The organism is Arthrobacter sp. BGA-UO-ETr-C19, assembly GCF_059568005.1.
Genome location: NZ_JCAQPC010000018.1, coordinates 166,477 through 181,874, shown reverse-complemented (window position 1 = coordinate 181,874; position 15,398 = coordinate 166,477). Strand labels below are relative to the sequence as shown.

The following is a 15,398-nucleotide window of genomic DNA, read 5'->3' as shown; positions in this document are numbered from 1 at the left end:
CCTTGAAACCTCAGTTCCCGTCCGGACCCTCCACCCGCCGCGCCCTTTACGGACTTGGCCTGCTGGCTGCGCTGAAGGCCCTGTCCCTGGTGCTGATGGGGCAGGCCGTCGCATCCGTGCTTGCAGGCCTTATGGCCCAAGACCCCCTGTGGGGTGACCAGCTGGGCTGGGGTGCAGCCGGAGTGGTGCTGCGGTCCGTCACGGTCTGGGCGCAGGGCGTCGCCGCGAGGCGCGCCGCCCTGGGCGTCAAGGAGGAGCTGCGGGCGCAACTCCTGGAGACGGCACTGCGCAACGGAGTCCGGGTAACCGGCCCTTCCGACGGCGGCCTGGCCGTGCTTGCGACGCGCGGCCTGGATGCCCTGGACAACTACTACACGCAGTACCTCCCCGCGCTGGTGAACTGCGCCGCCATCCCGCTGCTGCTCGGCGCCCGGATCCTTTTCGCCGACTGGGTCAGTGCAGTGGTGATCGTGCTGACTGTGCCCCTGGTTCCTGTGTTCATGGTGCTGATTGGCCGCTACACCGAGGAGAAGGTGCGGGACGCCCAGGCTGCCCTGTCGCGGCTGTCCGGGCACATGCTCGAACTCGCCAAGGGGCTGCCGGTGCTGGTGGGGCTCGGCCGGGCCGCCGCCCAGCGCCGCGCCCTGGAGGACATTTCCGAGGACTACCGGTCCCGGACCATGGGCACCCTGCGGACTGCCTTCCTCTCAGCGCTCGCCCTCGAACTGATCGCCACTATCTCCGTAGCGGTGGTGGCGGTGTTCATCGGCGTCCGGCTGGTGCACGGCGACATGGCGCTGGAAGCCGGGCTGCTGGCGCTCATCCTCGCCCCCGACTGCTATCTGCCGCTCCGTGAGCTGGGGACCGCCCACCACGCGAGCGACGACGGCCGGGCAGCACTTGCCGAGACTACGGCGGTGCTTGAGGCCCCGGAGCTCCGGCGGCTCGTGCCGGCTCAGGCCGTGGCGGGCGAGCCTACCGGCGTGGAGACCGCCGGTGCGGATGGGCCGGGCGGCCTGACCGTCCGGGATCTCACGGTCAGCTATCCGGGAAGGCGGGGTCCCGCCGTCGGGCCCCTCAGTTTTTCGGCGCCTGCCGGACTGGTCACCGCGCTCGACGGTCCCAGCGGTGCGGGCAAGAGCACCGTGCTGGGTGTTTTGGCCGGCACGGTCGGAAGCGGCGGCGGCACAGCAGTGTCCGGAACCATCAAAGGATTCGCGGCGGGCGGGGTAGCCTGGGTGCCGCAGCATCCGGTGATGGTCGCGGACACCGTGCGCGGTGAGGTGCTGCTGTACCTGACGGCTGGCACCGCTTCAGCTGGCACCGCTTCAGCCGTCACCGATTCAACTGTCGGCGACGCCGCACACTCCGGGGGAGTGCTGCGGTGCCTGGCCGCCGTCGGGGCGGACCACCTGGCGGACAAGCATCCGGCCGAACTGAGCCCCGGCGAGCTGCGCCGCGTTGCCCTTGCCCGCGGCCTGGCCCGCATCGAAGCAGGCGCCACGGTATTGCTCCTGGACGAGCCCACCGCGCACCTCGACCGGGAATCGGCGAACCGGGTCCATGAATCTATCCGTGCCGTGCGCGGCCGAGCCACCGTCATCCTGGTTGCCCATGACCGCCAGACGAGGGAGCTCGCCGACCGGATCGTTCCGCTGTCCGGCCACGGAGCTGCGGCCACTTTTGAAACGTCGTCCGCGGCTCCGGCTGAGGCCACTGTGCAGGTTCCGGCCAGCGCTGCCGTTTCCGGCGCGTCGGCAGTCCATGGCGGGGACGCAGCCTCTGCGGTGGGTAGCGCGGCGGCCGGCGTCCCAGTCACCGGGGCGCACGTCAGTTCCGCCCGCACCGCCGGCATGCTCGCCCGGCTGCTCGCGCCCGTCCGTGGACGGTTCGCCGCATCCGGGATTGTCGGGGCGCTGGCCGCCCTTTTCGCCGTCGCGCTTTCCGGACTGTCCGGATGGCTCATTCTGCGCGCCAGTGAGCAGCCGCCCATCATGTACCTCCTGACCGCCATTGTGGGTGTCCGCTTCTTCGGCATCGGCCGGGCCGTTCTGCGCTACTGCGAGCGGCTCCTCCTGCACGAAGCCGTATTCGCCTCCCTGACGAAGCTGCGCGGCGGCCTCTGGGCGTCGCTCAGCCAGCGGGCACTGTCCCTGCGCCGGCTGCTGCAGGGCGGCAACGTGCTGGGTGCTGTCATCGAGGACGTCGACACCGTCCGGGACCTGCTCCCGCGGGTGGTGCTGCCGCCGGTTACCGCCGTGGCGGTGGCGGCAGCTGGAGCCGGTACAGTGGCGTGGCTGCTTCCGGCGGCCCTGCCGGCAGTGCTCGCCGCCGCACTGGTGAGCCTCGTGGCCGCGCCCGCCGCGGCGCTGCTCGCCGACCGGATGTCGGCACGGGCCGAGCAGCGGCTGCGCTCCGGGGTCCTCCGGCGGGTCGCCGCCGCACTGGACGCCAGGGCGGAACTGCACGCGAATGGCGCGAAGCAGCCGGTTCTGGACGGCATCCGTGCCCTGGACCGGGACGCCACCGGCGCGGCACGGCGTTCGGCATGGGCTGAAGGACTCGGCCAAGCCCTTACCGTGGCCGCGTGCGGCGCGGCGGCCCTCTACAGCGCCGTGCTCGCGGCGCCGCAGGTCCTGGCCGGTTCCGTTGCGGCGACAACGGTCGGCGTCGTGGTCCTTCTGCAGTTGGCGCTCGCCGAACCGTTTGGGGCCATGACGACGGCGGTCCGGCAGTTTCCGGCGCTGCGTGCGGTGCTGCGCCGCATCGGTGGGTCGGGCGTCCTGCAGCCGGGAGAACCCAGAGTTGATCGCAACGACGGCGTTAATCGGAAGGACGCCGGGCCGGCTTCCAGACAGCCCTCCAAGCCGGTTTCCCGCGAGCACGGGCAGCCAGGCGTCGAGCTGGACCGGTTGTCGGCCGCGTGGCCAGGGGGTGGTGCTGTCTTCACTGGCCTGTCTGCCGTGGCCGAGCCCGGCCGCTGGCTGGCGGTGACCGGCCCGTCCGGCGCCGGCAAGTCCACGCTGCTGGCGGTGATGCTGGGCTTCCTCCCTGCACGGGCAGGCAGCATCCGAGTGACTGGCACCGCGGCGTGGTGCCCGCAGGAGGCGCACCTCTTCGACTCCACCGTGCGCGGGAACCTGATGCTCGGCAGCCCGCGGCAGGACTCCGGCGTGGGGTCTGCGGAGGAGACCGAGCAGGCGATGCGGGAAGCGCTGGCGGCGGTTGGACTGGCGCCCCTGCTGGCGCGCCTGGACGATGGCCTGGATACCCGGATCGGCCCGGGCGGAGCGTTCCTCAGCGGTGGCGAACGGCAGCGGCTGGCGGTGGCGCGTACCCTGATGACGCAGGCCGACGTGATCCTTTTGGACGAGCCCACGGCGCACCTCGACGCCGAATCCGGCCGGGCCCTGATCGCGGACCTTCGTGCCGGACTTGCGTCGCGCACCGTGGTGCTGGTGACCCACAACCCTGCCGACATCAGCACCGACGACGCGCTCCTGGACCTTCGCGCCGAAAACCGGCTCTCCGCCGCCGCGATGGCGTCCGGCCGGGGTTAGCCCACCAGCGCCTGTTTCTGTCGGCCGTTGACCACCGAGGTGGCGCCGCAGTTGGAGCACGTGATCCGGTAGGAGCGGGAGGTCGTGAAGACCGGAATGAAGAACAGCGTGAACTTGGTGGCGCGCTCCTCAAGGTGCTGGTGGGCGAACACGCGGCAGTACTGGCAGGACGCCGACCGGCCCGGGAGCAGCTTCTGAACAGTCTTGAATCCGAAGAGTAGAAGCATCCTGCGCCTTTCACGGGAAGCTGGCCGCTATTGCCCCAGCACGGTCATTGCCCCAGCCTACGGGTTGCCGCCCCGCCGCGCAGCACCACTGAAGCGCCAGAAACAGCAAGCGCAGCCTCGGCATGATGGCGCGGCCAGTTCCCGGCGGCTAGCCTGTTTTCCATGACGCACAACGACGCCTCCGGCCTGCCCGCTGCCGGTTCCGGGGACCTGCCCGCCGTCGACTTCCCGGAACTGCACTGGCGCAGCGCCGGCCCCGCCGATCTGGACTCGTGGGCTGCGCTGATCGCCCGGACCGCGGCTGCCGAGCAGCCGGTGTGGTTTGAACGGCGGGCGGACCTGGAGCAAATCATGGAGTCCAAAAACAACCCGGTGGGGCCAAACACGGTCCTTGGCCTGGACTCCGATGGTGTTCCCAGAGCCTACGCCCGCCTGACCAAAAACACGGACGGTGCGAAAGCCCACGGATTTTGTGCCGTGGATCCGCACTGGCAGCGCCGCGGCGTCGGTTCAGCCCTCCTGTCCTGGCTGGAAGCGCGGACCAGGCAGCGGTTCGCGGAGGATGCCGGCGCAGGGGATGCCAGTCCATCGGATGCCGGCGCAGGGTTAGGCAGCGGAGGGCCAGTACCCCGGCTGCGGATTTTCGTCGAACAAAAGCAGCAGCACCAGTGCGCGCTCCTGGCGGAGTCCGGGTATGGGGTGGTCCGCTACTACAACGAGATGCACCGTCCGCTCTCGGCTCCGCTGCCCGAAGCGCCACTGGACCACGGCTTGGAGCTGGTGCCGATGGAACCCGGGCTGAGCGAAGCCGTGCGCTTGGCGCACAACCAGGTCTTCGCCGATCACTGGGGAAGCGAACCGCGGGACGAGGAATCATGGGGCTTCGTGGTCAACGACCCCCTGGCCCGCCCCGATCTCAGCGCCGTCGTCCTGGCGAGCAGCACGGGTGAGGTCGTCGGGTACCAGCTGGCCAGCCACGACCCGGATACCGCGGTGACGCGCGGATTCACCGAGGGCTATACGGACCTGCTCGGTGTCCGCCGGGAATTCCGCGGGCGCGGCGTCGCACAGGCACTCCTGGCCGATGCCATGCGGCGCTTCGCCGCCGCAGGCATGGACAAGGCGTCGCTGGATGTGGATTCCGCGAACCCCACGGGTGCCATGGCGCTGTACCGCAAGATGGGCTATGCCCCGGTTAACACCAGCCTGGCCTGGGACAAGGCCCTCCAGCTCTGACGGAAACCGCTCAGCCGTCCACGTCCGCAAGGTGATGGACGACGTCGTGCAGGAAATACTGCCCGAGCGTCAGGACGGTGAACTCCGAGCCGTTGCTGCGCAGGCCGGTCCGGCCCCACTGCGACTCCTCGACGCGGGCGAAGGAGGCCGCGACCTGCTCGCCCTCCGCGGTGAGCTCGGCGCTCACCACGGCGGGGTCGGCGTTCGCGTAGTCGCTCTCCACCGCCGTCTGGTCCTGGTCCCAGTTCGCAAACCGGGCGTTGTCCTCGGTGAGCATCAGGTTGAGGCGGCGGTCGAAGAGGTTAAACACATCCCTGACATGGCAGGCGTACTCCAGCGCGGACCAGGTGCTGTCGTCCGGCCGCTCGGTGGCGTCCGGCCGCCGGAGCACGGCCCGCCAGCGCGGCAGCATGTTTTCGACGCTGCCGGGAACCGTGGACGGCGTGACGGTGGACGCATCGAAGCCGCATTGCGTGCAGGGGCGGGACAGGACCCAGGTCCAGTCCTTTTCATCCGGGACGATAGGCATGGCAGTAGTCTAGGCGGATTCCGGCCAGGCCATGCTCGGGCCGATCACGTCCACCGCCTGCGAGAGCGGAATGCCCGAACCGTCGCGCCGGCCGTGCTCCTGGGGCAGCGAGCGGGCCACCCCTGCCGACGACGACGCCTTGGCCGGGCCGTGGCCGGCCCACGCCAGCAGCAGCGTGTCCTCGCCCTTCAGGAACCGGTGCGCCCGGACGCCGGCGGTAGCGCGGCCCTTGGCCGGGTATTCGGCAAAGGCCGTCACCTTGGCGGCCCCGGGGGCGGTGCCCGGCAGGGCACCTTCCGTGCCGGAAATGGTAACGACGACGGCGGCCTCGTCGCCGGGGGCGACCGCACCGAAGAACACCACCTGGTCGCCGGCGGCGAGTTTGATGCCGGCCATGCCCCCGGCCGTCCTGCCCTGCGGGCGGACGACGGAGGCGCTGAACCGCAGCAGCTGTGCCTGCCGCGTCAGGAACACCAGGTCAGTGTCGTCGGACCCAGCCGGTGCCACGCCCACCACGGTGTCGTTGTCCTTGAGCGTGATTACTTCCCAGTCCTCGCGGTTCAGGGGGTAATCCGGCTGCACCCGCTTCACGATGCCCTGCGCGGTGCCGAGTGCCAGCACCTCATCGAGCGGAGCGAACGCCACGAGTGACTCACCCTTCAGGAGGGTGATGAAGTCCTTGGCCGGAACGCCGCCGGCCAGGTTCGGCAGGCCGGAGACCGGCGGGAGGACGGGCATATCCATCACCTGGATCCGGAGCATGCGCCCCTGGGAGGTGATTGCGGCGATCTCGCCCCGGGCCGACGTCTTGATCACCGAGCGGAACACGTCGTGCCTGGAGCGGGGGCCGGTCTCGGCCAGGCTGTCCTGGTTGGCGGTCCGCGCGATCTGGCCGGAGGCCGTGAGGATGGCCCAGCACGGGTCGTCCGCAATCTCGAGGGCCAGGGGAGCGGGCTTGCCCTTGACGCCTGCCTTGCCCTCGGCGCCGGCGGCGCTGGCCACCGTGGGGGACACGGCCTCGGATTCCAGGAGCACGGTACGCCGCGGCGTTCCGTACTTTTCGGCGATCTCAGCGAGCTCGCCGGACACCAGTTCACGCAGCAGCTGGTCGGACTCGAGGATGGCCTCCAGTTCGGCGATCTCCTTGCGAAGCTCGTCCTGCTCCTTCTCCAGTTCGATCCTGCTGTACTTGGTCAGCTGGCGGAGCCGGAGCTCAAGGATGTAGTTGGCCTGGATCTCGGAGAGGTCGTAGATGGACATCAGCCGTTCGCGGGCCGCGGAGGCCTCGTCCGAGGACCGGATGATCTGGATGACCTCGTCGATGTCCACGATGGCGATGAGCAGGCCCTCCACCAGGTGGAGGCGGTCCTTCTTCTTGCCCAGCCGGAACACCGTCCGGCGCCGCACCACCGAGATGCGGTGGTCCACGTACACGGTGAGCAGCTGCAGCAGGCCAAGCGTCTGCGGCTGCCCCTCCACGAGGGTGACGTTGTTGATGCCGAAGGAGTCCTCCATCGGCGAGTAGCGGTAGAGCTGCTGCAGAACGGCGTTGGGGTTGAATCCGTTCTTCAGCTCGATGACCAGCCGCAGGCCGTGCTTGCGGTCGGTCAGGTCCACGACGTCGCTGATGCCCGTCAGCTTCTTGCCGTTGACAGCGTCCTTGATCTTCTCGATCACCTTTTCCGGACCCACCATGTAGGGCAGTTCAGTGACCACGAGGCCCGTCCGGCGGGCCGAGAGTTGCTCGACCTCCACCTTGGCGCGGGTCTTGAAGGAGCCGCGGCCGGTGGCATAGGCGTCCCGGATGCCGTCCAGGCCCACGATGCGCCCGCCCGTGGGCAGGTCGGGGCCGGGGACGAACCGCATGATGTCTTCCAGCGTGGCGTCCGGGTTGGCGATGAGGTGCCGGGCCGCGGAGATGACCTCCACGAGGTTGTGCGGCGCCATGTTCGTGGCCATGCCGACGGCGATGCCGGTGGTGCCGTTGACCAGCAGGTTGGGGAACGCTGCGGGCAGGACCTCCGGCTGGGTGAGCTGGTTGTCGTAGTTGGGGACGAAGTCCACCACGTTTTCGTCGAGGTGGTCCGTCATGGTGAGTGCTGCCGCCGCCAGGCGGGCCTCGGTGTACCGCGGTGCCGCGGGGCCGTCGTCGAGCGAGCCGAAGTTTCCGTGGCCGTCGATCAGGGGGAGCCGGAGCGAGAAATCCTGGGCCATGCGCACCATGGCGTCGTAGATGGCGGTGTCGCCGTGCGGGTGGAGCTTGCCCATGACCTCACCCACGACGCGGGCGCTCTTGACATGGCCCCGGTCAGGACGGAGGCCCATGTCGCTCATCATGTAGAGGATGCGCCGCTGGACGGGTTTAAGGCCGTCCCGGGCGTCGGGCAGGGCCCGGGAATAGATGACCGAGTACGCGTACTCCAGGAAGGAGCCTTCCATCTCGGAAGTCACGTCGATGTCAACGATGTTTTCGGTGTAGTCCTGGACTGTTTCCCCTGCGGGGGTGCGTGTTTGGCGGCGTGCCATGGGGCTGGTGGATCCTTTTTGGGGTGCACTTCGGGAGGTTTAGCTAGGCTAAGCCTATGGTGGATCAGCCCGGGGACGGCGAATATCCAGAATATTGGGAGGCCGATGTCGTTCTGAGGGACGGCGGCACAGCGCATTTGCGCCCCATCCATCCCACCGACGCGGACGCCGTGCAGACCTTCCACACACGGCAGTCGCAGAACTCCATCTACATGCGGTTCTTCGCCTTCAAGGAGCGGCTCTCCAGCCGCGAGCTCAAGCGTTTCACCGAGGTGGATTACCGGGACCGGGTGGCCTTCGTGATCACCATCGGCGGGGACATCATCGGCATCGGCCGGTACGACCGGCTGGACGACCCCGCAGAGGCCGAGGTGGCCTTCAACATCGCCGACGCGCACCAGGGCCGGGGCATCGGCTCGATCCTGCTGGAGCACCTCGCGGCGGCGGCCCGCGAAAACGGGATCCGCCGGTTCAGTGCCGAAGTCCTGCCCGAGAACCGCAAGATGCTTATGGTCTTCTCCGACGCCGGGTACGACGTCAAACGCCATTTCGACGACGGCGTGGTGAGCCTCGAGTTCAACATCGACCCCACCGATAAATCGCGCGCCGTGATGGAAGCCCGGGAGCACCGCGCGGAGGCGAGAAGCGTGCAGGACCTGCTGGCGCCGTCATCGGTAGCGGTGATCGGTGCGAGCCGCAGGTGGGGGACGGTGGGATACCAGCTCCTTGAGCACATCATCGAAGGCGGTTTTACCGGCCCCGTCTACGCCATTAACCCCGAAGCTTTTGAACTGGCCGGCATGCTGTCCTTCGGCAATCTCTCCGAGGTGCCCGGGCCGGTGCAGTTGGCCATAGTAGCGGTGCCTTACGAGGAAGTCCCCAAGGTGGTGGATGAGTGCGCGGCGGCCGGCGTGAAGGGGGTCCTGGTGGCCTCCTCGGGATTTACCGAGGACGGGGAACGTGGCCTCGCCCGGCAGCGGGAGCTGGTGCGGCAGGCGCGGGCCAACGGGATGCGCGTCATCGGACCGGCCTCGCTCGGCATCGTGAATACCAACTCCGCGGTGTCGCTGAACGCCTCCATGGCACCAAGCCTGGCCCGCGGCGGCGGCCTGGGGCTGTTCAGCCAGTCCGCGGCGATCGGGGTGGCACTCTATGCAGCGTCCAGCCGGCGCCGCGCCGGCATCTCTACCTTCCTGTCCGCCGGAAACCGGGCCGACGTGTCCGGCAACGACATGATGCAGTTCTGGGAGGACGACGCCGACACCACCGCGGTGGGCCTGTATTTGGAGTCGATCGGCAACCCGCGCAAATTCTCCCGCATCGCCAGGCGGCTCGCGCGGACCAAGCCGGTGATCGTCGCCAAGTCCACGTCCATGGGGCTGCAGCTGCCGCCCGGCCATGCGGTGCGCACCACGCAGGCCCCCGCTGATGCGCTGGATTCGATGATGCGCCAGTCCGGCGTGATCCGGGTGGAGACCATCGAACAGCTCATGGACGTGGCACAGATCGTGTCCGCCCAGCCGCTCCCCACGGGTGCCGGCGTGGCGGTTTTCAGCAACTCCGGGGCGCTGGGGAAAGTGGTGGCGGACAGCGCGGTGTCCCTCGGCCTGGGCGTTGAAGAACTCGTGACGGAGCTGGACCTGGACGCCGGCATGTCCCGTGCCCTGCCGGCCCTGCGTGCGGAGCTCCGCGTGGTGCTGGCCAAGGAGGCGGTCCACGCGGCCGTGGTTGCCTTCCTTCCGGCGCGCGGGCTGACCGTGGAGAAGATTGCGGGGGCGCTCGCAGAAGCCTCCGCCGAGGCCGGAAAACCGGTAGTGGCTGCTTTCACCGGCATCCTCGATCCATCGGTGTACGTGGAAGGCATGGTGGGGGAGGGCGCCGGCGCAGCACCGGTGCCGTGCTACTCGAACCCCGGGGCGGCCGTGGCAGCCCTCTCCGCCGTCGTGCGCTACGCCGAATGGGCGGAACGGGACCAGGGCCTCTTTGTGGATCCTGACGGGTGCGATCCGGAGGCCGCGCACGCCGACCTCGAGCAGCTGCTGGCCGATGTCCGCGGCGAGCAGCTCAAGCAACTCGAGCCAGCAGACGCCGCCCGTCTGCTGGCGCATTACGGGATCAGGGTGATGCCCTCGGAAGGCTTCGACACCGAGGATGAAGCCGTGGCGGCGGCAGAGAGGCTCGGCTGGCCCGTGGCACTGAAGACCACCGATCCCACGCTGCGCCACCGCCTTGACCTGGGCGGGGTGCGGCTGGATATCCAGGACGCGGACTCCCTCCGGCTGAACATCCTCCAGATGCGCCGGGCGCTGGAGCCTTACGGCTCGGCGTCGCTGGAGGTCCAGACCATGGCCCCGGTGGGCCAGGCCTGCACCCTGCGCGCCATCGAGGACCCCCTGCTGGGGCCGGTGGTGTCCTTCGGGCTGGCCGGCGACGCCGTCAACCTGCTGGACGACTGGGCGCACCGGGCGCCGCCGCTGTCCGATGCCGACCTCCGGGACCTGATCCGCAGTCCCCGTGCGTCCCGGAAGCTGTTCGGCTACCAGGGCCTGCCCGCCGTCGATGTGTCCGCCCTGGAGGAGGTGGCCGCGCGGTTGGCACGGCTCAAGGATGCGCACCCGGAGATAGCCCTTGTGGAGTTCAATCCGGTCCTGGCCACGCCGCAGGGGGCGTTCATCCTGGCTGCCGACGTACGGATCGGAAACGCGGCGCAGCGCACCGACAGCGCGCGGCGGGCGATGCGGAGTTAGGAGGCGGGCGCAGCCGAAGGGCTGGCGAAGGTGGCCCCCTGGTTAGCATGTGCCACACCGATCTGTGAAAATGGGGAAATGAGCTCCCAGCCTCCCACCTCGAAGCCTCAAGCGCCCGACCACAGCCCGCAGGCTTTCCAGCACAGCTCACACAACCACAGCGTCCAGGGCCAGAGCCTCGAAGGCGCCCTGCAGCAGGCCGGTTTTTATCCGCTGCTGGTGGCCGACGTGGTGGATGACGCCCTCGACGGCCGGGACTGCCTCGCACACCTGGTCCACCTCGAGACGCACTTCGACCGTGCCGAGGTCCGCCGGCACATCACTGTCCTGGTCCTCACCGAGGACATGCTGGTGATCACCCATGTGGACGACCAGCAGCTCGACGAGGCGGGCGAACAGATCGTGGCGCAGATTTCCACTGAATCAGTCCCGGTGTCGCAGATCCGCTCGGTGGTCCTGAGCTACATGTACGCCCAGCCGCAGAACTACAAGCCTTCGGACCCGGTGCGCGAGGTCACCCTGTCCATCGCCTGGTCCGGCGGCCAGCGCCTGGACGTGGGTCCGGCAAGCTGCGGCGACCCGCAGTGCGAAGCTGACCATGGCTACAGCGGCACCATCGCCCAGGAGGACATCGTCCTGCGCATCAGCGCCGAAGCGGACGGCCTGCAGGCGGTCCAGGATGCCAAGCTTTTTGCCCGTGCCCTGCGTGCGGTGAACACCGGATCCCCCACCCCGGTGCGGCATGCGCCGTCCGCGACCCACCCGCGTCCCCGCATGGGCGTTTTTGCCAACCGGCTCAGCCGCGGGCACAAGCGCTGAGATGCGGGAGCAGGAAAACCAAGCTTCAGACTCCGCACCAGCAACCACGGAATCCGGCCCTGCCGTAAGCGGGTTGCCGGCCGCACCTGCCTACGGCCTCCGCTCCGTGGCCGAGGTGCTGGGCAGCGCCGCAGCCAGCCTTGGTGTACCGGGCTTCGAGAACGTGCTGGGCCTCCCGCAGGCCAAGCGCGTGTGCGTAGTCCTGGCCGACGGGCTGGGCCGCAGCCTGCTTAAGCAGAAGACCGCGCATACTCCCTTCCTCCGCGGCGTCCTGCAGCAGGGCCAGGGGGCCGTCCCTGTCTGGCTGGATGCCGCCTTCCCTTCCACCACCGCAGCCTCCCTGGCCAGCCTTGGCACCGGACTCGCGCCCGGCCAGCACGGACTGGTGGGCTACGACGTCCTTGATCCGGCGCAGGACAAGGTGGTCAACATGCTGGGCAACTGGGATGCCGCCGTCGACCCGCAGCTGTGGCAGCCGTTCCCCACGGTCTTTGAACGTGCTTCCGAACACGTGGCGGTCACCACCGTCAGCCTGCCGCAGTTCGGCGGGTCGCCCATGACCCAGGCAGCGCTGCGCGGCGGTGCATTCGTCTCCGGCACCACTTCGCACGCCCGCTCTGCGGCGGCTGCCGAAGCGATGGCTGACGGGGAGTCCGCCCTCATGTACTTTTACGTGAACGACCTGGACAAGGCCGGCCACCGGTACGGCGCACAGTCGCCGCAGTGGGAGCACCAGCTCGAGGAGCTGGACGCCACGGTCAAGCGCCTTGATGCATCACTCCCGCCCGGAACCACAGTGCTGGTGACGGCCGACCACGGGATGCTGGACGTTCCTGAATCACAGCGCATCGATTACGCCGCCGACCCCGCCCTCGTGGACGGTGTCCGCCACACCGCCGGGGAACCGCGCATGGTGCACCTGTACCTGGAGGACGACGCCGGCGATGCCGCGAAGGAGCGGCTCCTGGCGGCCTGGCGCGCCCGCTTTGGCGAGCGGATCTGGGCGTTCACCCGGGAGGAAGCCGTGGCCGCAGGGCTCTTCGGTGCGGTGCGGCCCGAGGTCACGGGACGGCTGGGCCATGTGATGGTGGCAGCCCGGGACGCGCTGGCTTTCTACGACACGCGCCGGGTACGTCCGACGGCCATGGAGGTTGTGGGCCAGCATGGTTCCCTGACCAAGGCCGAACGCGAAGTCCCGCTGCTCAGTTTCCAGGCTTCCGGTAAGGCAGCCGCAGGCAACGCAGGTTCCGGAAGGACGGCGGGCCGCCGGGGATCCCGTGGCTGAGCTCGTCTTTTTCTCCGGAACCATGGACTCTGGCAAGTCCACCCTCGCCCTGCAGATGGACTACACCCACCACGCCCGCGGCCGCGGCGGCGTGCGGTTCAGCCGCAACGACCGCGCCGGCGACTCCCGGATCTCCAGCCGCCTGGGGCTGCAGACCGAGGCCGTGGAAGTCGTCGACACCACGGATTTCTGGGACGAAGTGGTGCTCCGCCGCACCCAGGGGATTCGCGTGGACTACCTCATCTGCGACGAGGCACAGTTCTATTCAGCCGCCCAGGTGGAGCAGCTGGCGCGCGTAGTGGACGAGATCGGGGTGGACGTCTTTGCCTTTGGCATCACCGCGGACTTCCGGACCCGCCTCTTCCCGGGTTCGCAGCGCCTGATTGAACTCGCGGACCGCGTGCAGGTCCTGCAGGTTGAAGCGTTGTGCTGGTGCGGCCGGCGGGCCACCCATAACGCCAGGACGGTCGACGGCGTGATGGTCACCGAAGGCGCCCAGGTGGTGGTCGGCGATGTGGACATGGCCATTGATCCTGCGGCCGGCGATCCCGACGGCGATGCAGGCTATGTGCCGGTTGTGGGCTACGAAACGCTGTGCCGGCGGCATTTCATGCGCCGGGTCACCGCGCACGGCGCCAGCATCATCGCCCAGCAGGACGAGTTGCTCCCGTTCGAGGTGGACGCCTGCCTATGGCACGGTGCAGGTGGAAATACCAGCGCCAGTGGAGGGGCCAGTGCCGGTAAAGGGGCCTGGAGCTAGTACTCAGTCCCCGCGGGTCCCGAAGACGATTTCGTCCCAGCTGGGGACACTTGAGCGCTTCGGCCGGGATGGCTGGCGTTCCGGTTCCTCCTGATCGGCGCGGGACGTCCCCTGGCCAGACTGCGGACGGGCCCCGTCGACGCGGCTTCCCTCAAGCCGGTTCCCCTCAAGCCGGTTCCCCTCAAGGCGGCGGCGGGCATTGCCGCGGCCCAGGAGCTCGTCCAGCCCCGGGTTGGCAGGCGCAGGCCGGCCGGTAACCGGGCCGGGGGACTGCGCCGCAGGTGAGGCCGGATCCTCAGGCTTGGCCGGACTGTGCTTTGCTGAGGCTGGCTGACCGGGCACTATGGTGATCTCACGCGTGTGGGTGCTGACGCCGTCGTGAAGCTTCAGTGACTCGTCCTCAGTGTCCTCATGCCGGGGCACCAGGTTGAGGCGGGAAACCATCGAGGGTCGGCCGTCACGGCGTCGGGCCAGCGTGAACTCCGCCGCCGGAACCTCGGCGTCGTCGTCGGTCTCCTGCAGTTCGGACTCAGGATCCTGTTCCGAACCGTCCTGGGCCGAACTATGGGGATGGGCCGAAGTGCCGGGATGGGCTGAATCACCTGGATGCGCCGGGTTGTCCGCCGATGATGCGGCCTCAGTGTCCGCAGGCGTCTCCTCTGCCCGAGGGTGGGCGGCCGGAACGCCGTTTGCCAGCAGCAGCGCCAGGGCGTCGTCGCTGTCCTCATCCACGCCGAGCCGCTGGCCGCGCCGCGAACGCAGCATGTCCAGCAGGCCGTCCGGGTCTTTCTGCTGCTCCGTGGCTGTTCCCGTGCCGGCTGCAAAGCCGGTGCGGGCCGCCGCCTCTGCGTCGGTTTCGAAGTCGAACGGCCTGTCGGACACCGCCGAAAGCCGGCGGGCCGGCACAGGTCCGTCCAGGGGCTCAAGCTCGCTGAGCTGCTGCGCCCAGCGGTTCGCGTTCTGCAGGGATTTCCGGGTGGGATTGAACGTCCACATCGCGGGAGGTTCCTCGCCGATGCTCGCGTGGCTGCCGGGGGCGGCTTCAAACTTGGCCACTACGGTCCAGGTGCCGTCCGGACGGCGCCATGAATCCCATTCCAGTGTGGAGGACTGGATACCGTGGGCGGTAAGCCGGTGGGTCACCATGTCGCCGAGGGTGGCGGGGTTGTCGCCGAAAGCCGAACGGTAGACGTCGTGCCCCGGGGCGGGGGAGGCGACCTCCACTTTCTGGGCCTGCTGCGCAATATACGCGCGTTCGGCCAGGACCGGCCCTTCGTACCGCTCGACCTTTTCCTGCGGCATGCCGGATGCGGCGGCAACCTCGGCAGCAGTGGAACCGCTGCGGATTTTCGCCTGGATGTCGCGGGGAGACATGGCCACGGGGGCACCCGCGGACGGGCGCGCAGAGGGCCGGCTGGCAGCCAGCCTGAGCGCCTCACTGATCGGTAGCCGGAACATTGCGCTACCGGTGCCGCTTAACAGGAGATGCTCCCCGTCGTCGTGGACGCCTACAAGCCGTAGATCCTGCATACAATCCTCCACCCTGGCATTACTATCATTCGAAACTCTGCCACCCCGCACTGTCTTTTCCCGTTAGGACGGAGGGCGCGCCGCGAAATTCCGGGAGTTTTGGGCGGCCGGTGGAGGCCCGTGGGAGGCGTTGGATCCGGCTATGGCTTTTCCGTGCGGCGTGGAGAAAAATGAGCGCG

The 15,398-nt window shown here is 68.9% G+C and carries 10 protein-coding genes; 6 read left to right on the top strand and 4 right to left on the bottom strand.

What is annotated here, in order from left to right; genetic code table 11:
- Positions 1–2 precede the first annotated feature (2 nt).
- Positions 3–3,560, top strand: coding sequence for a thiol reductant ABC exporter subunit CydD (gene cydD / locus AC57BR_RS10835; protein ID WP_496360353.1), 3,558 nt, complete (start codon positions 3–5; stop codon positions 3,558–3,560).
- Here cydD and AC57BR_RS10830 read toward each other — a convergent pair.
- A complete protein-coding gene (locus tag AC57BR_RS10830; RefSeq protein ID WP_496360351.1) occupies positions 3,557–3,787 on the bottom strand; it encodes a zinc-ribbon domain-containing protein in 231 nt (76 codons plus the stop codon). The two genes, cydD and AC57BR_RS10830, sit on opposite strands and share 4 nt — an antisense overlap.
- 162 nt (positions 3,788–3,949) lie before the next feature.
- On the opposite strand from AC57BR_RS10830, the gene AC57BR_RS10825 reads away from it, so the two are divergent.
- Positions 3,950–5,023 (top strand): GNAT family N-acetyltransferase, encoded by a 1,074-nt coding sequence (locus tag AC57BR_RS10825; RefSeq protein ID WP_496360349.1) that lies wholly within the window; start codon positions 3,950–3,952, stop codon positions 5,021–5,023.
- A 10-nt stretch (positions 5,024–5,033) separates the two neighbouring features.
- Here the strand turns inward: AC57BR_RS10825 and AC57BR_RS10820 are convergent, their stop codons facing one another.
- The gene (locus tag AC57BR_RS10820) at positions 5,034–5,552 is read right to left on the bottom strand and encodes a DinB family protein (protein WP_496360347.1); all 519 of its coding nucleotides are present in this window, start codon (positions 5,550–5,552) and stop codon (positions 5,034–5,036) included.
- 9 nt (positions 5,553–5,561) lie between these two features.
- Complete coding sequence (locus AC57BR_RS10815; protein WP_496360345.1) at positions 5,562–8,078, bottom strand: DNA gyrase/topoisomerase IV subunit A; 2,517 nt, start codon at positions 8,076–8,078, stop codon at positions 5,562–5,564.
- Positions 8,079–8,134: 56 nt separating this feature from the next.
- On the opposite strand from AC57BR_RS10815, the gene AC57BR_RS10810 reads away from it, so the two are divergent.
- The 4 genes from AC57BR_RS10810 to AC57BR_RS10795 all read left to right on the top strand — a co-directional run bounded on the left by AC57BR_RS10810 (position 8,135) and on the right by AC57BR_RS10795 (position 13,689).
- Positions 8,135–10,825: a bifunctional acetate--CoA ligase family protein/GNAT family N-acetyltransferase gene (locus AC57BR_RS10810; RefSeq protein WP_496360343.1), complete on the top strand. Its 2,691-nt coding sequence runs from the start codon at positions 8,135–8,137 to the stop codon at positions 10,823–10,825.
- Between the two features lie 78 nt (positions 10,826–10,903).
- Positions 10,904–11,644, top strand: coding sequence for a DUF5998 family protein (locus AC57BR_RS10805; RefSeq protein WP_496360341.1), 741 nt, complete (start codon positions 10,904–10,906; stop codon positions 11,642–11,644).
- 1 nt (position 11,645) lies between these two features.
- Entirely contained in the window at positions 11,646–12,929 is a 1,284-nt protein-coding gene (locus tag AC57BR_RS10800) for an alkaline phosphatase family protein (protein WP_496360339.1), read from the top strand.
- On the top strand, positions 12,922–13,689 hold the full coding sequence (locus AC57BR_RS10795) for a thymidine kinase (protein ID WP_496360337.1): 768 nt from the start codon (positions 12,922–12,924) through the stop codon (positions 13,687–13,689). Before AC57BR_RS10800 ends, AC57BR_RS10795 begins: the two co-directional genes overlap by 8 nt.
- A gap of 3 nt (positions 13,690–13,692) precedes the next feature.
- On the opposite strand, the gene sepH is transcribed toward AC57BR_RS10795, so the two are convergent.
- Positions 13,693–15,219, bottom strand: a complete 1,527-nt coding sequence (gene sepH / locus AC57BR_RS10790; RefSeq protein WP_496360335.1) for a septation protein SepH — start codon at positions 15,217–15,219, stop codon at positions 13,693–13,695.
- Between the last annotated feature and the right edge of the window lie 179 nt (positions 15,220–15,398).